The sequence below is a fragment of the Calditrichota bacterium genome, assembly GCA_013112635.1.
Lineage (GTDB): Bacteria > Calditrichota > Calditrichia > Calditrichales > J004 > JABFGF01.
The window spans coordinates 49,633-73,696 of the sequence record JABFGF010000003.1; the positions used below are offsets into that span (position 1 = coordinate 49,633).

At 39.4% G+C, this 24,064-nt stretch carries 16 protein-coding genes; 8 read left to right on the forward strand and 8 right to left on the reverse strand.

All coding sequences use genetic code 11. The features are described from left to right. Nucleotides 1–72: 72 nt before the first annotated feature. Genes HND50_09520 through HND50_09530 form a run of 3 tightly spaced genes read right to left on the reverse strand, consistent with a single transcriptional unit; the run spans nt 73 to nt 7,589 of the window. Nucleotides 73–1,491, reverse strand: a complete 1,419-nt coding sequence (locus HND50_09520) for a glutamate synthase subunit beta (GenBank protein ID NOG45460.1) — start codon at nt 1,489–1,491, stop codon at nt 73–75. Next, nucleotides 1,491–6,020 (reverse strand): glutamate synthase large subunit, encoded by a 4,530-nt coding sequence (gene gltB / locus HND50_09525; protein ID NOG45461.1) that lies wholly within the window; start codon nt 6,018–6,020, stop codon nt 1,491–1,493. The genes HND50_09520 and gltB overlap by 1 nt, the downstream gene beginning before the upstream one ends. Before the next feature lie 24 nt (nt 6,021–6,044). Next, the gene (locus HND50_09530) at nt 6,045–7,589 is read right to left on the reverse strand and encodes a sigma 54-interacting transcriptional regulator (GenBank protein ID NOG45462.1); all 1,545 of its coding nucleotides are present in this window, start codon (nt 7,587–7,589) and stop codon (nt 6,045–6,047) included. Between the two features lie 303 nt (nt 7,590–7,892). Between HND50_09530 and HND50_09535 the strand changes: the two genes are divergently transcribed. The 3 genes from HND50_09535 to HND50_09545 are packed head-to-tail and all read left to right on the forward strand — an operon-like array spanning nt 7,893 to nt 10,319. Next, the gene (locus HND50_09535) at nt 7,893–8,234 is read left to right on the forward strand and encodes a P-II family nitrogen regulator (GenBank protein NOG45463.1); all 342 of its coding nucleotides are present in this window, start codon (nt 7,893–7,895) and stop codon (nt 8,232–8,234) included. 29 nt (nt 8,235–8,263) lie between these two features. Next, entirely contained in the window at nt 8,264–9,625 is a 1,362-nt protein-coding gene (amt, locus tag HND50_09540) for an ammonium transporter (GenBank protein ID NOG45464.1), read from the forward strand. 34 nt (nt 9,626–9,659) lie between these two features. Continuing rightward, a complete protein-coding gene (locus tag HND50_09545; GenBank protein NOG45465.1) occupies nt 9,660–10,319 on the forward strand; it encodes a hypothetical protein in 660 nt (219 codons plus the stop codon). Between the two features lie 131 nt (nt 10,320–10,450). On the opposite strand, the gene HND50_09550 is transcribed toward HND50_09545, so the two are convergent. The 5 genes from HND50_09550 to HND50_09570 form a co-directional block, all read right to left on the reverse strand. After that, complete coding sequence (locus HND50_09550; protein NOG45466.1) at nt 10,451–11,911, reverse strand: aldehyde dehydrogenase; 1,461 nt, start codon at nt 11,909–11,911, stop codon at nt 10,451–10,453. A 137-nt stretch (nt 11,912–12,048) separates the two neighbouring features. Continuing rightward, nucleotides 12,049–12,822 carry a glucose 1-dehydrogenase gene (locus tag HND50_09555; GenBank protein NOG45467.1) on the reverse strand — a complete coding sequence of 258 codons (774 nt, stop codon included), beginning with the start codon at nt 12,820–12,822 and terminating at the stop codon, nt 12,049–12,051. Between the two features lie 3 nt (nt 12,823–12,825). Next, a complete protein-coding gene (locus tag HND50_09560; GenBank protein NOG45468.1) occupies nt 12,826–13,860 on the reverse strand; it encodes a hypothetical protein in 1,035 nt (344 codons plus the stop codon). Nucleotides 13,861–13,876: 16 nt separating this feature from the next. Then, nucleotides 13,877–15,256 carry a glutamine synthetase gene (locus HND50_09565; GenBank protein ID NOG45469.1) on the reverse strand — a complete coding sequence of 460 codons (1,380 nt, stop codon included), beginning with the start codon at nt 15,254–15,256 and terminating at the stop codon, nt 13,877–13,879. 9 nt (nt 15,257–15,265) lie between these two features. Next, nucleotides 15,266–15,964: a GMP synthase gene (locus HND50_09570; protein NOG45470.1), complete on the reverse strand. Its 699-nt coding sequence runs from the start codon at nt 15,962–15,964 to the stop codon at nt 15,266–15,268. A gap of 239 nt (nt 15,965–16,203) precedes the next feature. Here HND50_09570 and HND50_09575 point away from each other — a divergent pair, with 239 nt between their 5' ends. From HND50_09575 to HND50_09595, 5 genes are all read left to right on the forward strand, one after another. Beyond that, the gene (locus HND50_09575) at nt 16,204–18,204 is read left to right on the forward strand and encodes a PAS domain S-box protein (GenBank protein ID NOG45471.1); all 2,001 of its coding nucleotides are present in this window, start codon (nt 16,204–16,206) and stop codon (nt 18,202–18,204) included. A 74-nt stretch (nt 18,205–18,278) separates the two neighbouring features. Next, nucleotides 18,279–18,650 (forward strand): response regulator, encoded by a 372-nt coding sequence (locus tag HND50_09580; GenBank protein ID NOG45472.1) that lies wholly within the window; start codon nt 18,279–18,281, stop codon nt 18,648–18,650. A gap of 6 nt (nt 18,651–18,656) precedes the next feature. After that, nucleotides 18,657–22,712: a PAS domain S-box protein gene (locus HND50_09585; protein NOG45473.1), complete on the forward strand. Its 4,056-nt coding sequence runs from the start codon at nt 18,657–18,659 to the stop codon at nt 22,710–22,712. 72 nt (nt 22,713–22,784) lie between these two features. Beyond that, nucleotides 22,785–23,414, forward strand: a complete 630-nt coding sequence (locus HND50_09590; GenBank protein NOG45474.1) for a response regulator transcription factor — start codon at nt 22,785–22,787, stop codon at nt 23,412–23,414. Nucleotides 23,415–23,583: 169 nt separating this feature from the next. Continuing rightward, nucleotides 23,584–23,949, forward strand: a complete 366-nt coding sequence (locus tag HND50_09595; protein ID NOG45475.1) for a response regulator transcription factor — start codon at nt 23,584–23,586, stop codon at nt 23,947–23,949. The last annotated feature ends 115 nt before the right edge of the window (nt 23,950–24,064 follow it).

Consider the following 24,064-nt stretch of genomic DNA (forward strand, 5'->3'; position numbering starts at 1 on the left):
AACAGGTTTGACAGTTAATGTAGACCTTCCAGGTTTTAAACTAGGAAAGTCAAATTTAGCTAAACAGAAAGTTTATTTTAAATATTCATCAATTGCTTTGGCAGCTTCGCGGCCATGATAAATAGCACGCACAATAAGTGATGTTCCTGTATTGGCATCACCCGCAGTAAAAACACCTTTGGCCGTAGTCATATATTTTTCTGCTTTTATATTTCCACGCTCATCATATTCAATTTCCAGCTCCTTCAAATATGATCCCTGCTCAACGTGTACAAAACCCATTGCCAGAAAGACGAGATCGATATCAAGTGTGAAATCTGAACCTGGAACGGGCTTCATGTTAAAACGGCCATTTTTTTCCAGCCATTCTACTTTCTGGAACTGACCGCTTTTTAGTTCACCGTTTTCACCTTTTAATTCTTTTGTTAAGATAGCCCAATCGCGTTCACAACCTTCTTCGTGGGAGCTGGATGTCCTCAAAATCATTGGCCAGTTTGGCCACTCCGGATTCCAGGAATTCTTCCATTCGCGCGGTTTTGGCATTATTTCATATTGAGTGACTTTTTTTGCACCTTGCCGGTTTGCTGTACCGACACAATCTGATCCGGTATCGCCACCTCCAATTACCAGGACATTTTTATCTTTTGCAGAAATAATTCCACTTTCATCAATTTGGCCATCCACATACAGATTGGATTTTGTAAGATATTCCATAGCAAAATGAACGCCATCAAGTTCTGATCCGGGAACTTCCAATGGACGCGGTTTCCCGGCACCGGTAGCAATCAAAATCACATCAAACGATTTTTTTAAATAGCGCGCAGAAAGGTCGGCGCCAATGGCCACATCGGTTTTAAAGACAACGCCTTCTTCTTTCATTTGCTGCAACCGACGATCAATAATGTGTTTTTCAAGTTTAAAATCGGGGATACCATAACGAAGCAATCCACCAAGTTTTAAAGACCTTTCAAAAATAGTTACATCGTGGCCCATTCGTCTTAATTCCTGCGCCGCAGCCAATCCGGCTGGCCCCGAGCCAATTATGGCCACGCTTTTACCACTTAGTTTTTTTGGCGGGCGTGGCACAACCCATCCTTCCTGAAAAGCCCGTTCGATGATAGCGAGTTCAAGTTGCTTTATGGTTACCGGAGTGTCATTGATGGATAATGTACAGGCTGTTTCGCAAGGCGCCGGGCAAACGCGTCCCGTAAACTCCGGGAAATTATTGGTTATCTCTAATCGCTCATAAGCCTCACGCCATTGATCGCGGTAAACAAAATCATTCCACTCAGGAATAAGGTTTATCACGGGACAGCCAAAAGAAGAATGACAAAAAGGAACGCCACAATCCATACAGCGAGCCCCTTGTTCAGAAAGTTCTGAGTTTGACCAAGGTTTGGTAAACTCTTTGTAATGTTGCAATCGTTTTTTTACCGGATCGTTTTGAGCTTTTTGTCTTTTATGTTCTAAAAATCCTGTTGCTTTTCCCATTATCTGTAAACCTCCTCTGTCATGGCGATAAAACCTTCTTCAACGGATTCAGTCTCCATTCGTTGTAGAGCTTTTCTGTATTCAACTGGAATTACCTTTACAAAAAGTGGTAGCATTTCATCCCAGCTTTCCAGGATTCTGCTGGCATATCGGCTTCCAGTATATTCAACATGTCTTTTTATAATCGCGTACAAAAATCCGCTATCCTGTTTATTACTTACAACTTCAATGTCAACCATTTCAAGATTACATCGTGTATCAAAAAGCTGGTTTTCATCCAGCACATAAGCAATCCCACCACTCATTCCAGCTGCAAAGTTTACACCGGTTTTTCCGAGAACAATCACACGCCCGCCGGTCATATATTCGCAGGCATGATCTCCAACACCTTCAACAACTGCAATCGCTCCGCTGTTTCGAACAGCAAACCGTTCACCAGCCATTCCACGGATATAAGCCTGCCCGCTGGTTGCCCCAAACAGGTTTACATTTCCTGTAATAATATTTCTGTGAGCAGAAAAGGCCGAGCCTTTTGGTGGTCGAATAATTAATTTCCCACCAGATAATCCTTTGCCAAAATAATCATTGGCATCACCTTCCAGCCGGAACGTTATTCCCGGAGCGAGAAAGGCGCCAAAGCTTTGTCCTGCAGAACCGCTAAAATTTGCTTTGATAGTATCTTCGGCTAAACCTGTTGATCCATATTTTTTTGAGATTTCACTGCTTAGCATCGCGCCTACAGTGCGGTTAAAGTTTCTTATTTGCTTTTCAATTTCAACCCGCTCTTTTTTTTCAATGGCGGGCCCGGCCTGTATAATCAACGATAAATCCATTGATTGTGAGAAATCCGTATCCTGTTTATCTTTAAAAGTTAATGAACTGCCATTTGCCTTAGGCTGATAAAAAATTCTTGAGAAATCCAAACCCTTTGTCTTATAATGCTCAATGGCTTTGTTAACTTGAAGAATATCCACACGGCCGACCATTTCATCAAAACTACGAAACCCAAGTTGGGCCATTAATTCCCGAACCTCATTTGCGATTAAGAACATGAAATTTATAACATGTTCCGGCTGCCCGCTAAATCTTTTGCGTAACTCCGGGTTTTGCGTTGCAACGCCTACCGGACAGGTATTCTGGTGACATTTGCGCATCATAATACAGCCCATTGAAACAAGGGCGGTTGTACCAAAACCAAATTCTTCTGCACCTATTAATGCGCCGACTACAACATCACGCCCCGTTTTAATTTGTCCGTCCACCTGGATACGGATGCGGTCACGCAATTTATTCATCACTAAAACCTGTTGCGTTTCTGCCAAACCAATCTCCCAACTGGAGCCGGCATATTTAATAGATGAAAGTGGCGATGCACCGGTTCCTCCATCTCCTCCGCTGATAAGCACCATGTCTGCCTTGGCTTTGGCAACACCAGCCGCAACGGTTCCCACACCAACTTCAGAAACCAGTTTAACAGAAACACGCGCATCACGATTAGCATTTTTGAGGTCAAAAATAAGTTGGGCCAGATCCTCAATGGAATATATGTCGTGGTGGGGTGGTGGTGAAATAAGCATCACACCTGGTGTAGAATGGCGCATTTTTGCAATCATTTCATCTACTTTAAAGCCAGGAAGTTGACCGCCTTCTCCGGGCTTTGCTCCCTGAGCCATTTTAATCTGCAGCTCTTCTGAGTTTACAAGATAGTTGCTTGTAACACCAAAACGTGCGGAAGCAATTTGTTTTACTTTGCTTTTTTTACTATCGCCATTGGGCAATGGTTTGTAGCGAATCTCGTCTTCACCACCTTCACCGGAATTACTTTTAGCCCCAATCCTGTTCATGGCAATGGCCATCGTCTCATGTGCTTCATTGCTAATTGAGCCTAAAGACATTGCCGATGTTACAAATCTTTTGACAATAGATTCAGCCGCTTCAACATCTTCAATTGGTACAGGTTTTGTTTTTTTGAAATGAAACAACCCACGAAGTGTACAGAGATTTTTGTTGTGGTCGTTAATTAAAGATGAATACTCTGAGAAGGCTTTTGAGTTATTTTCCCTGACCGCCTTTTGTAATAGAACCACAGCCTCTGGTGAAAAAAGACGTTGTTCAGTAGATTGCCGATAAGCCAAATTTCCACCGGAGTTAAGCCTCTCTTCTGAAACAGTACTGGCTTTAAAAGCGCTGATATGTCTTTCCCGGGCTTCACGTTCTATTATTTCCAGCCCGATTCCTCCAATGCGTGTGGCTGTTCCGGGGAAATATTTTTCAACAAATTCATCACTAAGCCCAAGGGCCTCATAAGTTTGAGCGTGGCGGTAACCCCGCAAAGTGGAGATGCCCATTTTTGACATAACTTTGAGCAAACCTTTGTTGACCGCAGTTATATAATGCATAATTGAGGATGGCATGGAAAGATGACTACTGATATACCCTCTTTCACCTAACAGACGCATAGACTCAAATACAAGGTAAGGATTTATTCCACTGGCGCCGTAAGAAAGCAGTGTTGCAAAATGATGAACCTCACGCGCTTCTCCAGTTTCTACAATCAGCGCAGCTAAGTGCCTTTTAGAAACACGTACAAGATGTTGATGTACGGTTGAAACTGCCAGTAAAGCAGGAATTGCCGCTTTCGATTTGCTCATTTCCCGATCACTCAAAATAACCATCGAGTAACCTTTGTCGATCTTGTTTTCCACCTTCTGGCACATGTGCCTAAGCCCTTCTTCCAGCACATTATTATGCTTCCTGATATCAAAAAGCATCGGGACCGTGCTAACCTTGAATCCTCTAAAATCTGTCTTTTTTAATCGTTCGATATCATCATTTGTTAACATGGGGTGATGCAGCTTTAGCTGGTGGCAATGCTCGGGTGTTTCATCAAGCAAGTTTCGCTCACGGCCCACAAAACTCATTAAGGACATCACCAGGTTTTCGCGATATGGATCGATGGGCGGGTTGGTAACCTGTGCAAACATCTGTTTAAAATAATTATAAAGCAGCTGCGGCCTTTTTGAAAGTACAGCCAGCGCAGCATCGTTCCCCATGGAGCCAAGCGGTTCCTGCGAGTTATTAACCATTGGCGTAATAACCTGCTTCAAGTCTTCCAGGGTATAGCCAAAAGCGCGTAGACGTGTTATGATCGTTTTTTCATCAAAGCCAACCGGTCCGGGTATTTGGAAAAGCCCTTTTAATTCGATTTTATGTTCATCCAGCCAGCGTCTGTATGGTTTCCAGCGCGAGATGGTTGATTTAATTTCATTGTCCTTAATAACACGTTGTTTCTGTGTATCTACAACCAGCATTTTTCCCGGGGCAAGCCGACCCTTTTCCAGCACATCTGCCGGTTCAATTTGTAAAACCCCAACCTCCGAAGCTAAAACAAGCCTGCCGCTTTTAGTGATTATATAGCGTCCGGGCCTTAGACCATTTCTGTCCAAATACGCACCAATCTTTACTCCGTCTGAAAAGGTTAATGCTGCCGGTCCGTCCCATGGATCCATAATGGCCGCGTGATATTCAAAAAAAGCTCTTTTATCACTACTGATATGATACTTGGGGCCAAAGGCTTCCGGAACCATCATCATCATGGAGTGTTCCAACGAACGTCCACTGAGTGTTAACAATTCAAATACATTATCAAAACTGGCCGAGTCGCTTGCATTTGGTGTAACAACCGGAATAATCTTTTTTATATCATCGCCAAACAGTTTGGAGCTGAGACCTGAATCCTGTGCAGAAATCTTGTTAATATTTCCACGAAGAGTATTTATTTCTCCGTTATGGGCTACAAACCGGAAAGGCTGGGCCAGAGGCCATGATGGAAAAGTATTTGTACTATAGCGTTGATGGACCATGGCCATGGCACTTACAAAATCTTCATCGGTAAGGTCTGGGTAAAATGAGGTAAACTGTGTTGAGACAAACATGCCTTTATAAATAATGGTGTGTGCAGAAAGAGAGGAAATATAAAAATCATTAATATCCATATCTTTTTTGGCTGCATCGTTTTCCAGGCATTTGCGCGTAACAAACAATTTTCGGGTCAATTCGTCATCATTCAATTCCTCGAAGGTTATAAACAATTGCCAGAAAGAGGGCAGTGTCTTTTTTGCAAAATCACCGAGGCAATCAGGATTGACGGGCACTTCACGCCAACCAAGGATTTTGCCACCTTCTTGGCTAATTGTATTTTTTACCATTTCCTGTACGGCAGAATACTTCTTTTTTTCTTTTGGCAAAAAGAGAAAGGCAACACCATATTTTCCGGGCTCCGGTAAAGGAAAGTTTAGAACTTTATTAAAAAATTCATGTGGGATTTGTACCATCATACCGGCGCCATCACCTGTTTTTTGATCACCTCCAACTGCACCACGGTGTTCCAGGTTACATAACATTTCCAGGCCGCCATCAATTATGGAGTGTTCTTTTTTACCATTAATATTTACAACAAAAGCCACTCCACATGCGTCATGTTCATATGTTGGATCGTAAAGTCCTTGTCTCTTTAAATATTGTCCCATTTTATACCTGATTTTTATTATGATTTATTTGGTATCGGCTGAATTCTTATAGCGGGATACATCTATCCCATACGTTTTAATTTTGTAACCAAAAATCCTCTCTGTTGAGTTTAGCATCCGCGCCGCCTTAACTTTATTACCCTTTGTTGTTTTTAACATATCCTGGATTAGTTCTTTTTCAAATGTCGAGACAGATTCTTTTAAGGAGATATGTTTTATTGTATCGCTGCTCTCTGCAGTTTGCAAAGAAGGTGGTAAATTGAAGCTATGAATTACATTGTCATTACAAACTAGTGTTGCCCGCTCTATGCAGTTTTCTAATTCGCGGACATTACCCGGCCAGTGGTAGCTCATAAGCATATCAATTGCCGGCGTTGAAATTCTGCGAATAGACTTGTTTTGTTGCCGTGCATATTTCAGCATGAAGTGATCTGCAAGTAAAAGGATGTCTGTTTTTCTATCTCTTAAAGGCGGTATATTAATTGAAAAAACATTCAGCCGGTAATACAGGTCTTCCCTAAAAACTCCTTTTTCTAACAACTTTTCTAGATCGGCGTTTGTTGCCGCAATAACTCGTGTATTAACCTTTATTGTTTTAGTTCCTCCAACGCGATCAAATTCTTTTTCCTGTAAAACACGCAGAAGTTTAACTTGGGTCATGGGGCTTAAATCACCAATTTCGTCAAGGAAAATGGTCCCTTTATCAGACAACTCAAAACGTCCTTTTTTTTGAGTAAGCGCTCCGGTAAAAGCGCCCTTTTCATGGCCAAAAAATTCAGATTCGATAAGGTTTTCCGGGATAGCGGCGCAATTTACTTTTACAAAACTGTTTTCACTTCTGGATGAATTAAAATGTATGGCTCTTGCAACAAGCTCTTTGCCTGTACCAGACTCGCCCCTGATTAAAACAGTAGTATTAGAATTGGTTACTTGAATGATTTGTTCGTACATCTCTTGCATGGCGTTGCTGTTGCCAATAATATTTTTAAAATTGTGTTCTTCCTGAAGTTTGTAGCGCAAGACGACATTTTCATTTTTTAGTTTTTGCCTTTCAGATTCCATTTCTTTTCTTAAAGATATTTGCTGTAAAAGTGATGAAGCGACTAATGTTAAAAATTGTTTTTCAATTACGTAGTCGCGCTTCTCATTATAAGGAAGACTAATTACAAGGGCACCTAATGTTGTATAATCCGAGATTATTGGTACGCCGATAAAACTTTGCTCTTCATCGCTGTCGGGATCCCAGGAACTAAGACGGTTTAAGAATTGAGGTTCCTTGCTAACTTGAGGTACTACAATTGGTTTTCCTGATTCTGCAATCTGCCCGGTTAGGCCTTTGCCCGGCTTATATTTTGTCTTTTTCGTGTTAACATCATATCCTACCGAAGCAGCTATTTTCAGGTATTTATTATCTTCATCAAAAAGAAAAATAGCACCGGATTTCACATCATAGGATTCCTGCAAAATGTCTAGTGTTTCCAAAAATGATGTATTTAAATCCAGCGTACTGCTAACCGCTTTGTTTATTTTAACAAGTATTGAAAACTTTTCAGCTAATATATCCGGCATTTGTACAAATCCTACAAAATTGTTATACTTAGTTTCAGGGTTTACGTTTTTGTGGGAGCAATATAGATTTTGCCCATAGTGATTGCAAAACTTTTTTACTAAAAACAGTTTATCTGGAGCAAGAAACCTACATAAATGTATTTTTAATCAAATAACTAACAAAAATGTCAGAAATATAGCCATTGTTGTCTTTTGGATTTAGGTTTTGCATTTCTCATTCCTTGATTTATAGCTCTTTGCAAAGTTTGGCATGGCTGTTGCCAACAAACGAGAACTTAATTGTAAAATATCAAAGGAGGAATTGTGAAGTTAATTATCGCCTATATACAACCAGAAAAACTCAATTCGGTTAAGCAGGCTTTGTTTGAACGGCAAATATATAAGATGTCTGTTACCAATGCGCTTGGTTGTGGTGAACAGGAAGGCTATCATGAAAATTATCGTGGTGCAGATATTGAAGTAAACCTGCTTAAAAAAATCAGATTGGAAATTGCAATCAATGCAGAATTTTTGCAGGCAGCTATTGAAGGAATTACGACGGGTGCACGGACAGGAGAAATTGGTGATGGCAAAATATTTGTTCATGAACTGGAAGATTGTATTCGCATTCGCACTGGTAAAAATGGACAGAAGGCTATCGGGTAAATTTAAATACATATCAAAGGAATAATACAATGAGTTTGAAAAAGATTTTAATGTTTATAATAATCAACCTGTTTTTTACAACACTCGGTGCTGCTCTTGCGCAGGAGGCACTTATAGACTCTGCACAAATTGTTGAGGAACATTCTTTAACCGAAAAATCAGGTGTAGAAGAAGTTATGTTTACAATAAACAATGTTTGGATGATGGTGGCAATTTTTCTTGTTTTTATTATGCACCTGGGATTTGCCTCTTTGGAAGCAGGACTAACCAGAGCCAAAAATACAGTAAATATATTGTTTAAAAATACGGCTATAATTTCGATTGGATTGCTATCATACACCTTGATGGGTTTTAACTTGATGTACCCGGGTGAATTTTTATCTGGATTAAAACTGCTGGGATTTTCCGGTTTTGGAATAGGTACCGATGCAGCAGGAATTACCAGTTCATATAATGTAGGGTACACATATTGGACCGATTTTTTATTTCAGGGGATGTTTGCTGCGACTGCGGCCACGATTGTTTCCGGTGCTGTGGCTGAACGAATTAAGTTAAGCAGCTTCATGGTTTTCTCAACACTTTACATTTCCATAGTTTACCCCATAATCGGGTCATGGGGCTGGGGAGCTGGCTGGTTAAGTGATTTAAATTTTCATGATTTTGCCGGTTCCACTTATGTGCACTCTGTGGGAGGGTGGGCCGCCCTGGCAGGAGTTTTAGCTCTTGGACCAAGACACGGAAAGTATATAAATGGTACCATTAGACCAATTATGGGCCATAATATGCCATTGGCAACAATTGGAGTATTTTTGCTTTGGCTTGGCTGGTTTGGTTTTAACGGCGGTTCTGTACTTTCGGCTGATCCGGGCGGCGTTTCTTTTGTACTGGTTACCACATGTCTTGCAGCAGCTGCCGGGATAATTGGTGCTATGTTTACATCCTGGACAGTGCAGAAAAAACCGGATTTAAGTATGGTTCTTAATGGCTCACTTGCCGGGTTAGTTGGAATTACTGCGGGTGCTGATTTGGTCTCTATAACATCCGCAATAATCATCGGATTAGTTGCCGGAATAATTGTTGTACTTGCCGTGGAATTAATAGACCGGTTACATCTGGATGATCCTGTTGGGGCAATTTCTGTTCACTTGATTTGTGGGGTTTGGGGTACATTAGCCGTTGGGATTTTCTCATCAGAATTTACTTTCCTGACCCAGTTAACAGGTGTTCTCGCGGCGGGAGCATTTTCTTTTATCGCAGCATACGTTCTATTCTATTTATTGAAAATAACAATTGGCATCCGTGTTAGTCTGGAAGAGGAAATGAGTGGTCTCGATATTGGCGAACATGGAATGGAAGCATATGCAGGTTTTCAGATTTTTACAACACAGTAACTATTTAATCTTAATCAAAAAAAAGGAATCAATCATGAATTCAATCAAAAAGTTTTTTCTAATATTTGTATTTTTATTAACTGTAAATCCACTTTTTGCACAAGTTGATTTTGGAGCGGATGTCGTTAGCCGTTACATTTTTCGTGGATTAGATTTTGGAAATGCTGTGAGTGCACAACCGTTTCTATCAGTAACAGCAGGTAATTTTGAAATAGGTGCATGGGGATCATACGCGTTTACAGGTGCGGGACCGGGAGCCGGGGCAAATGAAAATGATCTCTATATAACCTACAGTTATGAAATGATCTCAGCAACAATCACGGATTATTATTTCCCGGAGGGCAACAAATTTGGTTTCTATAACAATAATACTTCTTCGGCACATATAATTGAAGGCAGTCTTTCAGCAGAATTTAGCGGGATCAGTTTACTGGCAGCATATAATTTCTATGGTGCTGATCAGGATAGGTCTTTCTATTTTGAGGCAGGATATGAATTGTATAGCAAAGATGAGATGAGTGTTTCAGCGTTTGCCGGGCTTGGAAATAATATTTACGTCAGCGATGCGGCCGGTGATCCGACACTTGTAAATGTGGGAGTTAGTGCATCAAAAGGGGCGTTGTCTGCTTCATATATTTTAAATCCAGATCTTGATACAAATTACCTTGTCTTTGGCTATAGCATCGGACTTTAAAAACCTGTTTAAATGGTACCCAACCATGAAATCAGATTCATGGTTCGTCTCCGCTCACAGTGAAGGCACATATGCTGATTTTATTCAGAATAGTTCTTCATCCTGAGCGCAGACGAAGGGTGTCTTTCAAATTAGTCATTTGCAATAAAAACTGTTTTAGGCTCACTGTAATGCTGAAGGGCAATCATCCCCTGTTCACGGCCAATACCGCTCTGTTTCATTCCGCCAAAGGGAGCTTCGATATGCACACTGCTGCTGCTGTTGATTGAAATCATACCGGTTTCAAATGAACGTGCAACACGCAAAGCCCGGCCAATGTCTCTTGTCCAGATGGAACCAGACAAACCATACGGACTGTCATTTGCCAGGGAAACGGCCTGCTCCTCAGTCTTAAATGGCATAATGCATACTACAGGTCCAAAGATTTCCTCCTGCATAATGCGCATATCAGACTTTACATTTACGTATACGGCGGGTGTCAAATAATTTCCATTTGATAGTTCATTACCTTGTGGAATCTCACCCCCGCACAACCTTTCCGCACCTTCCTTGTCGCCAATATCCAGATAGTTGCAAACAGAGCTTCGGTGATTGGCAGTAATCAACGGACCCATTTCGGTCTTGGCTGAAGTGGTTGGTCCGATCTTCATATTTTTTGTGCGTTCTACAAACTTGGTCACAAATGAATCAAATATTTTTTCTTCAACTAAAAAACGGCTTCTTGAACAGCAATCCTGCCCGGCATTATCAAAAACGGAAAAGAGAGATGGTTCGATGCATGTATCCAAATCAGTATCTGCAAAAACAATATTTGCCGATTTCCCACCCAATTCCAGCGAGACCCGTTTAATACCATCGGCGGCAGTTTTCATAATATGGGTGCCAATTTCTGTAGAACCTGTAAATGAAATCTTGCGCACAAGCGGATGTTTTATAAGAGCTTCCCCGGCTAAACTTCCGGAACCGGGCAATACATTTACGACGCCAGGTGGAATGCCAGCCTCGGCAATCAAATCGGCCAGGGCTAATGCACTTAAAGGTGTAACACCGGCTGGTTTAATGACAACGCAATTGCCCATAGCCAAAGCCGGCGCAACTTTCCAGCATGTAATTAAAAAGGGAAAGTTCCAGGGTGTGATAAGAGCACACACACCAAGTGGTTCTTGAAAAGTTAATAGAGTCCCACCTGCTGCTCCGGGAATTGTCTGACCATGAAATTTGTTTACGGCACCGGCATAGTATTCAAAACAATTTGCTGCTGCGCCGATTTCACCCATGGCAGCATTGATTGGTTTACCTGCGTTTCGAGATTCAATCGTTGCCAGAAAATCCTGTTTATCACGTATAAGATCAGCCACTTTTTGCAATAGCTGGCCCCTGCTGCGCGAGTCCATGGATTTCCAATCGCCTTTTTCAAATCTTTGGTTGGCTTTTTTTACTGTGTAGTCCACGTCCGCTGCAGAAGCCTGGGCAACACTGGCAATTTTATTTCCATTGGATGGATCAAAAATATCTACGACTTCATCATTACTGCCTTTTACACGAAGTCCATCAATGGCAAGCCCTTCGAACGGGAGATTGTTTTTTGTCATGGTCTTTTCCTAAAAAATCGTACAAAACTTTTAATACTTTGTCATTCTGAGCAAAGCGAAGAATCCACTGAATATTAAACATTGGGTTAGTTAGTCACACTGTGCCTCTGAATGACAGGAGTGATAATTTAAATCGATTACTCCGGTGTTACATACGCCGAGGTAATTCCTCCATCAACCATAAACTCAGTTCCTGTCACATAAGATGATTCATCCGATGCCAAATACAAAGCAGCCTGCGCCATCTCCTTTGCCAATCCAAAACGCCCCATCGGTACATGGACAAGGCGTCGCTGTTTCTTTTCTTCCGTATCTAAAAATTTCATCAGCAACTCTGTTTTTAGCGGTCCGGGACACAAGGCATTTACCCGAATATTTTCACGGGCATGTACAACAGCCAATTCGCGGGTGAGTGCCAAAACGGCTCCCTTGCTGGCCGTATAAGCTATTTGCGGAGTAGCTGCACCAAGTTTGGCTACAAACGAAGCGGTATTTATTATCACGCCTTTTCCGTTTTTTCTCATCACGGGGATGGCAAATTTACAGCCAAAGAAAACGCCTTTTACATTTATGGCATAAGTCTTGTCAAAAACATCCTCTGCTGTGTTAACAGCATCATCATCTTTACTGTGCATAATACCGGCATTATTAAAAAGAATATCCAGCTTGCCAAATTCGGAAATAGCCACTTCAATCATATTTTTACAATCGGTATTACTGGAAACATCAGCTTTTACAAAAACAGCTTTGCCACCATTTTTTTCAATTTTTTCAACTGTCTGTAAACCATCTTTTTCATTAATATCAACCGCAACAATTTTGGCGCCTTGTTCAGCAAATAGCAAGCAGGTTTCCATGCCAATGCCGCTGGCAGCTCCTGTGATGACAGCAACTTTGTCTTTTAGTCTCATTTTTTAAAACCCTTTTTGATAAACATTAAAAGAAAGAGAATATTTATATGTTTCGGAATCAAACGGTACATCACCTTTAATCATATAGTTTTTTAAACTGAAATACTTAAACCATTTGCCGGAAGAACTGTGCTGAAATGTTTTTGATCCTTTTTGTGAAAATTCCTTAAAACGTTCGTCAATTACTTTAATTTCGCCACCGTTTTTATAACTGAGTTTCAGTAAATAGGCTACAGGTTTTTGGGATTTATCATCCTCTTTTTGAAAAAGACTGAATTCCACAAAAAGTGGTATTTTTCCGCCATGGGAATCAGTGATTATTTTTTCTTCTTTGAAGGCCTCGATTTTTTTTGAATATGTTTCTGATTTGATTTGCCAGTTGCCTTCAATCCAATCGTCTTCATTTTTTTCAAATGATTCTGATAATTGCAAAACCGGATTAGAAGCAAACTTTCCAAAAGATGCAATTTTTGCGGCGTTTCTACTTTCCGGGTAAAAGGCTGTAAATTTTTCGCATTCCTGCTCTACATTAAAGGCATAGCCCCATTTGATATACAAATAAAATGATTCCTCCTTTAGCGCTTCAGAAACTTCAGGATCGTCATTGTTTATATACTTTTCCAAAATTTTGCGGCTTTGGCTGTGATCGCCTTTATCAAATAAAGTTTTTGCATAGCGCAACTCTTTGGCGCTGATTTGTTCTTCGACAACAGTTTTAATTTTGCCGCTGAGAACAACCTGGTAAGTTCCATCCTGTACATAACCGATGTCAATTACTTGAAATCCGGGCAATAAAATGGCTTCAGCTTTGGATTCGATATAATCAAACTTAACCTGAAAGTTTTCCACAGTTGTTTCGGATTTTAGTTTTACTCCAGCCTTTTCGCAGGCTTGCCGTTTAGCATCAAGAATAGCTTCAAGCCGGTCTTGTTGAGAGCCATCATTTTTGGTGTTACTGATTCCCTTAACGGAAATATCAATTGTTTCCTGAGCAATTAAATTAGATACTAAAAAAGTTAGAATAAGTAGGGTTTTCATAAGCGGTATCCTATGTTTATATTCTTTCAAAATAGCGTTTCCGTTCCCAATCTGTAACGGCATTATCAAAATCGGCTTGTTCACTTTTAAAAAAGTGTGTGTAATGTTTTTGAACAGTTTCGCCAAAGTTGGATTTTACAAAATCACTCTTCTCAAAAAGGGTGATGGCATGTGCTAAAGTTTTTGGTACGTGGTCTATTTTAGCTGCATTATAAATGTCGCCCTCAAAGATTGGAGGTGGATCTATTTTATTTTCTATGCCGTCCAGTCCACAGGCGAGAGCGGCAGCAAATGCAAGATATGGGTTGCAATCGGCCCCGGGAATACGGCATTCTATACGCAAGCTTTTTCCACTACCAACAACCCTGAAACCGGCGGTACGATTATCGTAACTCCAGCCAAGACGCGTTGGCGCCCAGGATCCGGATTGATACCTTTTGTAAGAGTTAACAGTTGGAGCATAAAAAACCATGACATCAGGAACGTGCTTTATCCAGCCACCCAAAAACCAAAGGAATTCCTGTGAGCATTTTACAGGCCCGGCAGACAATTTTCCCGGGAATATATTATTACCTGCTTTTTCTAAACTTAAATGGAGATGACAGCTTGAACCGGCCTGGTCTTCTGAAAACTTTGCCATGAAAGTAACACTAATACCCAACTTATCAGCAACCTCCTTTAAGCACTGTTTATAAACGGAATGACGATCAGCCATTGTTAGGATATCTGCATAACGAACGTTTAATTCATGCTGGCCAAGTCCCCATTCTCCTTTGGAGTTTTCAACCGGTACGCCGGAGTTTTTTAAATGGCGCCGGGCAAGAGCATTAAAATTTTCTTCACGCGTTCCCTGCAAAATATGATAATCCTCGATATACCAGCCTGCAGCTTTTAAATCAGTATATTTCTTTTCCGAAGCTTCGCGGAAAGAGTTTTCAAATATATAGTATTCTAATTCAGAACCGGCCATAGGAACATATCCTGCTTTTTCAGTTCTTTTAATTTGTTCTCTCAGAATGCTTCTGGGATTTATGGGCTCCAATTTATGTGTTTTTTCATTGTGCACATCACAAATAATAAGAGCACTTTTTTCCAGCCAGCTGGCAACTCGCAAGGTTGCAAAATCAGGCACCAAATGTACATCGCCATAACCTGATTCCCAGTTGGCAAAACTGTAACCGGCCACCGGATTCATCTCCATATCAACTGTAAAAAGATAATCACAAGCATGTGCGCCGGATTTGACTACCTGTTTCACGAAAAAATCGGCATCATAGCGTTTGCCCATAAAACGGCCGTACAAATCCGTAAACACAACCAGTACGGTTTCAATATCTTCACTTTTGACACGGGATTTTAACTGATCTAAAGAAAGCATGCCTTTTACGTAGGCCATATTTATATCCTAACTTTTAAAAAAGTTTTCGATCCATTTTGCTACGATAGAACTATCTGTTTCTTGATCGAGCGATTTCAAAGCAGATTCTATTAGCTCTGGTTTTATAATTTTTTTGCGTGATTTGATCGAGGCCGCATGATATTCCTTCGTAAACTCCGGGTGTTGCTGGATAGCCAACACATGGTTGTCAACCGTGAATATTCCAACCGGGCAATGGTCATTTCCTGCAATTACTTGTGCCTTCTCCGGAAGTTGAATAACCTGATCTTGATGGGAGACTATCAAGCGATAAGTTTTATTCTTATTCATCCAATTTGGGCTGGATTTGATCTGCATTGTTTTTATGCCAATGCCCCAATTTTGTTTGGATTTTTCTACTTTTCCACCCAACGCTTCAGCAATCATCTGGTGTCCAAAACATATTCCCACATGCTTATGCCTGCCAATATATAAAGTGTGTACAAATTTTTTATAAGTCTCAATCCATTCAAAATCTGCATAAACAGAATCGGGCGATCCTGTGCTGAGAAAACCATCAAACGCATTTAAATTTTCAGGATAGATGTTTTTTTGTACATCAAAAACAGACAAATGAATTGAAGGGGAATATTTTTTAAACAAAGCAATGAACATATCTTCATGATCACCGCTTATAGGAAGAAGGTCGGGTTGGACATTTCCGCATTTTAATAAACAAATATTCATGAGGAGCTTTTTGATGAGGTCACTATTGCCATAATCGAAAACTGCTTTATTTAGTTTAACAAATCAAATTATTTTTAAACGGAAGAGAATAATTATATAGTTGGAATAAAAATGAGCAGGTTCTTGTAAAAATACGAAATACAAGCAAACTGAAAAATTGAGAAAAAACAGTTTTATTGATCATATTTGCTTACTTTTTGGTATAGAGACAAAAAATTGTTGTAATACAAGAGGGGAAAATGGAGGTTAATGAAATGAACCTGCAAGAAAAAATAAATACCCTTGAACAGACAGTTGACCGTTTCCGCTTATTTCTTGACGCCGCTCCTGACGCTACAGTAATCGCCGACAACCTTGGAAAGATCGTATTAATAAATATTCAGGCAGAACAACTTTTTGGTTATCCCAGAAGTGAATTAATTGGCAAGCCACTGGAAGTTTTAGTACCTGAAAGACTCAGAAAAAATCATGTTGGTCATCGTACAAAATATGTTGATGCGCCCATTGTCCGTCCTATGGGAAAGGGAAGGTATCTTTTCGGTTTACGAAAAAATGGTACTGAGTTTCCAATTGAAATCAGCTTGAGCCCAATAAAAACGGACGATGGTTTATTGATATCCAGTTCCATTCGCGATATCAGTGAGCGACTCAGGATTGATGAGCTAATTCAACAATCTGAAGAAAAGTATCATGCCATTTTTAACCAGGCGCGTGACGGCATTGTGCTTATTGAATTGGAGAGTGGCAAAATAATTGATTGCAACCCTGAGTTTGAAGCGATAACCGGGCGTACGCATAAGGCGTTGCTAAAGTTAAAAATTTGGGAATTGAGGTCCGCGGAACAGAGGGAAGAAGCGCGAAAGATGTTTTATAAAATTAAAGAGAATGGAAGTGGTGGTTCCGGAGAACTTGATTTTATTCACAAGGATGGGCGAATTGTTCCGGTAGACTTTGTAAGCAGTGTTGTAACCATTGGTAATAAACAAATCCTGCAGAGTATTGTCCGGGATATTACCGAGCGCAAACATGCACAGACAGCCCTTCAAAAAGCATATGATGAAATGGAAAAACGGGTAGAAGAAAGAACTTCCGATCTTGCAGATATGAACAAACGGTTGCAGGTTGAAATAGAAGACAGGGTTAGCGCACAGGAAGAACTCGACCGCTTTTTTACAGTATCTTTGGATATGTTGTGCATGGCTAATTTTGATGGTTATTTTGTAAAGTTAAACCCCATCTGGGAGGAGACGCTGGGATGGACATTGGACGAACTTATGTCTAAACCTTATGTCAGTTTTATTCATGAGGATGATTTAGAAGCGACAATTAAAGAAGCCGAAAAATTGGAAAAAGGCATCAATGTAATTCACTTTGAAAACCGGTATTTATGCAAAGATAATTCCTACCGTTGGATTTTATGGAGCGCTTCGCAAGATGTTGAGCGAAAGATGATTTATTCTGTTGCCCGTGATGTTACAGAACTCAAGAAAGAAGAAGAAAATTTAATCAAACTAAACATCGAACTTGAACAAGCAAAAGAGAAAGCTGAAGAATCTGACCGCTTAAAATCAGCTTTTTTGGCCAGCATGTCGCACGAATTGAGAACGCCGTTAAACTCGATTATTGGTTTTATCGGTATTATCATGCAAGGGCTCTCCGGTCCGCTTAGCCCTGAGCAGGATAAACAATTGGGCATGGCCCAGAATAGTGCCCGTCACTTGTTGGAACTAATTAATGATGTATTGGATATTTCTAAGATTGAGGCCGGGGAGGTGGAACTGATACATGAAGAATTTGATTTTTTTGAAACTGTTAAAAAAGTTGTTCAAAATTTAAAGCCCCTCGCAGAAAAAAAACATTTAGAACTCACCACACATTTTAAAGGTGACATTAAGAACATTTGTAGTGACAAACGCCGCATTCAACAAATCATGATTAACATGATCAATAATGCCATTAAGTTTACCGATAAAGGTTCGGTGATTGTAGAATGCGGGACAACAAATGGCTTTTTGGAGACAAGGATTACTGATACAGGAATTGGGATAAAGAGCGAGGATTTGCCAAAAATATTTAATGAATTTCAGCAAATTGAAACAGGGTTAGACCGCAAACATGAAGGAACAGGATTAGGCCTGTCGATCTGTTTTAAATTGTCCGAAATGCTTGGTGCAAAAATCGATGTTGAAAGTGAATGGGGAAAAGGGAGTATATTCACATTTGCTTTACCATTGCAGTAATGGAAGATAGTTTTTAACGGAGACGAATGATAATAGAAAAAAAAGAACTATTATGATACGAGGGGGAAAAGCTGATGGCAACAAAAGTCCTTATAATTGAAGACAATGAACAAAACCTTTACCTGGCTACGTTTATCCTGGAAAAACATGGCTTCGAAGTTGTTGCAGCAAGGGACGGTTTTGCAGGCGTTGAAATGGCCAGCAAGGTTAATCCCGATTTGATTTTGCTTGATATCCAATTACCGGGTATGGATGGCTATGCCGTTGCCAAAGCTATAAAAGAACAGGTGCAGCTTGAAGAAATTCCAATAGTTGCTGTTACTTCTTATGCGATGGTTGGAGACCGCGAACGAATTTTATCCGCCGGTTGCAGTGGCTATATTGAAAAACCCATAGATCCCAGTACTTTTATTGAGGATGTTGTTAAACATGTAAAGAAAGGTTGAACAGCTATGACAAAAGTATTAATTGTAGATGATAATGAGCAAAACCTTTACTTGCTTGAAGCCCTTCTGAATGGAAGTAATTATAAGACAACTTTGGCGACAAATGGATCTGAAGCATTAAAGAGCGCACGCCAAAACCCACCTGATTTGATCATTAGTGATATTCTGATGCCGGTTATGGATGGTTTCACTTTATGCCGTGAATGGCGTTTGGATGATAGTCTTAAAAATATTCCTTTTGTTTTTTATACAGCAACTTATACAGACCCCAAAGATGAAAAATTTGCGCTAAGCATTGGTGCAGACAGGTTTTTGGTTAAACCACAAGAGCCGGACATATTTGTTGAAATAATAAAAGATGTTTTATTACAACATGAAAAGAAACTACTAAAACATACTGCCAAACCACAAAAAGAAGATAAAGTCTATTTAAAAAAATACAACGAAGCCCTGATCCGCAAGCTTGAAAAAAAGACATTGGACCTGGAGGAAAACCAGAAAATTCTGCAGGACAAAATAGAGCAGTTTAGCAAAGCAGAAATCGTACTTAAAAAAGAAAAACAGCGTAATGAACAGATTTTACAAACAATGTTGGATGGTTATATTTTGGCAGATCAAAATGGAATGCTTGTTGATGTAAATTCTACCTATTGCAAAATGATTGGATATACAGCCGATGAACTTAAAAAAATGGATATTCGCCAGTTAGAGGTAAAAATAGGTGAGGCTGAGGTTCAACGTCGAATTGATCAACTGATTAATATAGGACATGATCACTTTGAAACAACGCATAAACATAAAGACGGCCACCTAGTCGATCTTGATGTTAGCATTTCGATTATGCCAGAAGAAAGTGGGCCTTTGGTAGCAGCTTTTGTGCGTGATATTACAGAACAAAAAAAAACTCAACGTGCGATAAGTCAATCAGAAAAACAATACAGAGCTATAGTCGAAGATACACCGGTTTTAATCTGTCGTTTTTTAGCTGATGGTGAAATTACTTTTGTGAACCAGGCTTATTCCAACTATTTTGAATTAGACAGGGAACAACTGATCGGGGAAACGTTTTGGTCTTTGATCCCTGCTGAAGATAGAAAATTTGTACAAGAGAATATTGCCTCACTAACCATACAAAAACCGACCCAAACCCACGAGCATAAAGTTATCTCACCAGGAAAAATAATTAGGTGGCAAAGGTGGACAAACCGTGCATTATTTTCCGATGTAGGTGAATTGGAAGTATATCAATCTATCGGTGAAGACATTACGGATCGTAAGCTTGCAGAAGTTACATTAAGTGAAAGTGAGTATCGTTATAAAAATATTTTTCAGTCTGCAACTGTCTCTTTGTGGGAGGAAGACCTTTCTGAGTTAAAGGAAGCAATTAATGAACTAAAGAAAAAAGGTGTGTCCGATTTCAGGAAGTATTTAGATGATCACCCGGAATTTGTTGAGGATGGAATAAGTAAAATTAAAATACTTGATGTTAACCAGGCGACATTAAAAATGTATGAAGCCGAGAGTAAAGAAGAGCTTTTAGGGTCTTTACATAATGTATTTGTACCAGAATCATTTAATGTGTTTAAAGAAGAAATAATTACGATAGCAGAAGGGAAAGAGTCTTTTGAAATTGAAGCCAGCAACCGCACCTTAAAAGGAAATCCATTACATATATTAATGCATCTTTCCATTCCTCAAAAAACATCTGATTTTAAAAACCTTATTGTAAGCATTACCGATATTACCGAACGGAAAAAAATAGAACAGAACCTTGTCAAAAGCGAATCATACTTCCGGACCCTTTATGAGCATTCGCCGATGATTATTTGGGAGGAAGATTTTTCGGAAGTGAAAGAATTTATTGATCGATTAAAAAATGAAGGTGTGAATGATTTTCGCAGCTATTTTGATAATAATCCGAAAGCGTTGGAAAAGATTGCCGGCCAGATTAAAGTAATAAATGTGAATGAATACAGCCTTGAGTTTTACAGGGCTGATAGCAAAGAAAGCCTTTTAACTGATTTACCATCTTATTTTGTTGAAGAATCTTGGCCGGTCCTAAAAGAAGAAATTTTAGTATTGGCTGAAGGCAAAAGTGAATTTAAAAGTGAGATACCGATCCGAACTTCCTGGGGGGAATTAAAAAGCCTGATTTTTACTGTCTCCATCCCGCTGGAATATAGGGAAAATTGGCAAAGGGTCCTGGTCTCTTTTGTGGATATTACTGACCGTAAAGAAGCCGATAGGTTATTGCGGGAAAGCGAAGAACGTTTTCGTTTATTGGCTACAAATGCAAGTGATATGCTCTACCGCATGTCTTTGCCGGATGGAAAATATGAGTATGTAAGTCCTGCTTCAAAAAAAATATTTGGTTATTCACCACAAGAGTTTTATCAGTCAGCGGCGCTCATTGGCAACATAATACACCCAGATTGGCATTCTTATTTTGAGAAAGAATGGGCTAAACTCATTATCGGGGAAATGTCACCAACCTACGAATACCAGGTAATCCACAAATCTGGTAAAGTATGCTGGATACATCAGAGAAATTCATTAATCAAAAATGAGAAGGGGCAACCAACAGCCATTGCAGGGGTAGTGAGCGATATAACCGAACGTAAAAAAATTGAAAAAACACTTGCAACCCTAATGAGCAATCTGCCGGGGATGGCCTATAGTTGCCTGAACAATGAAGATTGGGAAATGTTATTTGTAAGTGAGGGCTGTTTCGAATTAACAGGATACAGGAAGCATGAACTTGTTGGGAATACAAAATATTCATATGGCAAAATCATTCACCCAGACCATAGGGAAAAAGTTTGGGATATTGTTCAAAACTCAATTGAGAATCACTTTGAGCTCGAATACAGGATAATTACTAAAAAGGGTGAAGAAAAATGGGTATGGGAAAAAGGTTTAATGCTTAAGGAAAAGATAAATGGATGTAATATTATTGAAGGATTTATAAATGATATTACTCTTCGCAAACAAGCTGAGCAAAAACTACACGATAGTGAAAAGCGCTATCGTTCATTGGTCGAGACCTCTCCTGATGGAATTGCTGTTACCGATCTTGATGGAAATTTCACAATCATTAATAAAAAGGCAGTTGAACTGCATGGGTTCGACAGCGCTGATGAATTAATAGGAATAAGTTCAGTGGATTTCGTTTCCCCTGTTAACCGGGAAGAACTTCATAGAAATGCAGTAGAAGCATTAAAAAACGGTATTGCTTACAGTTTTGAATATACCCTCTTTCGCAAAGATGGCAGCAGCTTTCCCGCAGAAGCAAATGCCACTACAATTTTTGATTCAGTTGGCAACCCGCAAGCGTTTCTTACAATATTCAGGGATATTTCTGAGCGAAAAAAAGCTGAAGAGGAAGTCCATAATTCACGCGAACAACTACGCGCATTATCGGCACACTTACAGGCAGCCCGGGAAGAAGAGCGTTCCTCGATTGCACGTGATTTACATGATGAATTCGGTCAAATATTAACCGTACTTAAGATGGATGTTTCATTGATAGAACAAGAAATTGCTAAAAAAGACAATGAACTAAATATTGATTTCGTAAATAAGGAGATTAGTTCAATATATGGATTGTTGGATAAAACAGCATTAAAAGTATCGGACATGGTTACCCATTTGCGACCTGGTATACTTGATAACCTTGGTTTTATGGCTGCCCTGGAATGGCATTTAGATGAGTTTCAGAAAAAAACAAAGATACGAACAAAGCTGATCACAAAAATAAAAATACTTGATCTGAGTATAGATCAAAATACATCTTTATTTAGAATTGTGCAGGAAGCTTTCACGAATGTTTCTAAACATGCAAAAGCAAGCGAAGTTGAAGTATCAATTCGTAAAACAAAAAAGAATTTAATAGTTTCAATAAAAGACAATGGTATTGGAATAAAAGACGAAAAGTTAGTAAAAAAAGGCCACTTTGGTTTGCTTGGAATTAGGGAACGGGCTGTAATTTTGGGCGGAGAATTAAAAATTAAAAGTGGCGATAAAATTGGAACGACGTTAAAAATTGATATACCATTCTCATGACAATTATTATTTTGGTCGATAATAGTATTGTCCAACAAAAGTTTATATTGCGTTGTTTTATAGAGGAACAAAATGATAAATATTTTTATTGCTGATGATCATGAGCTTATCCGTGAAGGATTTAAAAAGCTAATAGATAAAGAACCAGGAATGTCTGTGGTTGGGGAGACTGACAATGGTTCTGACGTTATGGAATTTTTAAAAGTAAAAGCATGTGATGTTATTGTTCTTGATATAACAATGCCAGGCAAAAATGGAATGGATATTTTAAAAGAGATCAAAATAGAGTTTCCTAAATTGAAAGTGCTCATTCTGACCATGCACCCTGAAGACCGTTTTGCTATTCGCGCACTTAAAGCAGGTGCTTCAGGATATTTGACAAAAATGAGCGCCTCCGGTGAATTGATTAAGGCCATTAGTAAAATTATAGCTGGCGGAAAATATATTAGTGCTTCACTCGCTGAAAGATTAGCTTTTAACCTGGACCAGGATACAAGTGCCGGGGATCACCATGTTTTATCAGACCGTGAGTTTGAAGTATTACAAATGATTGGTTCCGGAAAATCGGTTTCGGAAATAGCGGATAAGCTTTTTCTTACGAACAGTACTGTAAATACGTACCGCCAAAGAATTTTGGAAAAAATGAATATGAAAGGTACAGCAGATATCATCTTATATGCAGTGCAAAACAACCTCGTTTAATTCGGTCAGCAGACTCTTGTTTTTTTTTTTACAGCTCCAGCTTATCAGACAAATTGTAGCACATAATCCTACACATTAATCATATAATAAACGACTGTATTTTAAAATATATTGTTTATTATAACTCAGATAAAAAAACAGTCCCCAACAAATTAAAGATGAGAACCAGGTGCGCTTATTGATAATTGATGATTCCCGTGAAATACGAAATAGCCTTAAAAAAACCTTATCGCCACTTTCAAATATTGAAATTGTGGGTGAAGCTGCAGATGTTCAAACGTCTATTGATTTAATACAATCGTTGCTACCTCAAATTGTTGTCTTGGATTTCCAGTTAGAAGATGGTACAGCCTTGGAGGTACTGAAACCTTTTTCTTATCAAAAAGAAAAACCTATTTTCATAATTTTTTCCAATTTTCCTGCCAACCAATATGGTGAAGCATGCCTTAAAGCCGGTGCGGACCATTTTTTTAATAAATCTCACAACCTAAATGAGTTTTTAACAATGGTTATGGGCATTGCCTCAGAAAAGTAAAAATATTAGCCCATTTTAAACTCTTTCAGAATGTAGCACTTAATATGACAGACCGAGTTATTTCTGATGACAATAAAAATCATACTTTTTGTGATATTTTTTTTCCTTAATTCTA

Excerpts from the sequence above, each read along its gene's own strand:
- HND50_09580 (NOG45472.1), top strand. The coding sequence starts at position 18,279 with ATGGCAACAAAAGTCCTTATAATTGAAGACAATGAACAAAACCTTTAC.
- HND50_09545 (NOG45465.1), top strand. The coding sequence starts at position 9,660 with ATGAATTCAATCAAAAAGTTTTTTCTAATATTTGTATTTTTATTAACT.
- HND50_09590 (NOG45474.1), top strand. The coding sequence starts at position 22,785 with ATGATAAATATTTTTATTGCTGATGATCATGAGCTTATCCGTGAAGGA.
- HND50_09520 (NOG45460.1), bottom strand. The coding sequence starts at position 1,491 with ATGGGAAAAGCAACAGGATTTTTAGAACATAAAAGACAAAAAGCTCAA.
- HND50_09550 (NOG45466.1), bottom strand. The coding sequence starts at position 11,911 with ATGACAAAAAACAATCTCCCGTTCGAAGGGCTTGCCATTGATGGACTT.
- HND50_09560 (NOG45468.1), bottom strand. The coding sequence starts at position 13,860 with ATGAAAACCCTACTTATTCTAACTTTTTTAGTATCTAATTTAATTGCT.
- gltB (NOG45461.1), bottom strand. The coding sequence starts at position 6,020 with ATGGGACAATATTTAAAGAGACAAGGACTTTACGATCCAACATATGAA.
- HND50_09575 (NOG45471.1), top strand. The coding sequence starts at position 16,204 with ATGGAGGTTAATGAAATGAACCTGCAAGAAAAAATAAATACCCTTGAA.
- HND50_09555 (NOG45467.1), bottom strand. The coding sequence starts at position 12,822 with ATGAGACTAAAAGACAAAGTTGCTGTCATCACAGGAGCTGCCAGCGGC.
- amt (NOG45464.1), top strand. The coding sequence starts at position 8,264 with ATGAGTTTGAAAAAGATTTTAATGTTTATAATAATCAACCTGTTTTTT.
- HND50_09530 (NOG45462.1), bottom strand. The coding sequence starts at position 7,589 with ATGCCGGATATATTAGCTGAAAAGTTTTCAATACTTGTTAAAATAAAC.
- HND50_09565 (NOG45469.1), bottom strand. The coding sequence starts at position 15,256 with ATGGCCTACGTAAAAGGCATGCTTTCTTTAGATCAGTTAAAATCCCGT.
- HND50_09585 (NOG45473.1), top strand. The coding sequence starts at position 18,657 with ATGACAAAAGTATTAATTGTAGATGATAATGAGCAAAACCTTTACTTG.
- HND50_09570 (NOG45470.1), bottom strand. The coding sequence starts at position 15,964 with ATGAATATTTGTTTATTAAAATGCGGAAATGTCCAACCCGACCTTCTT.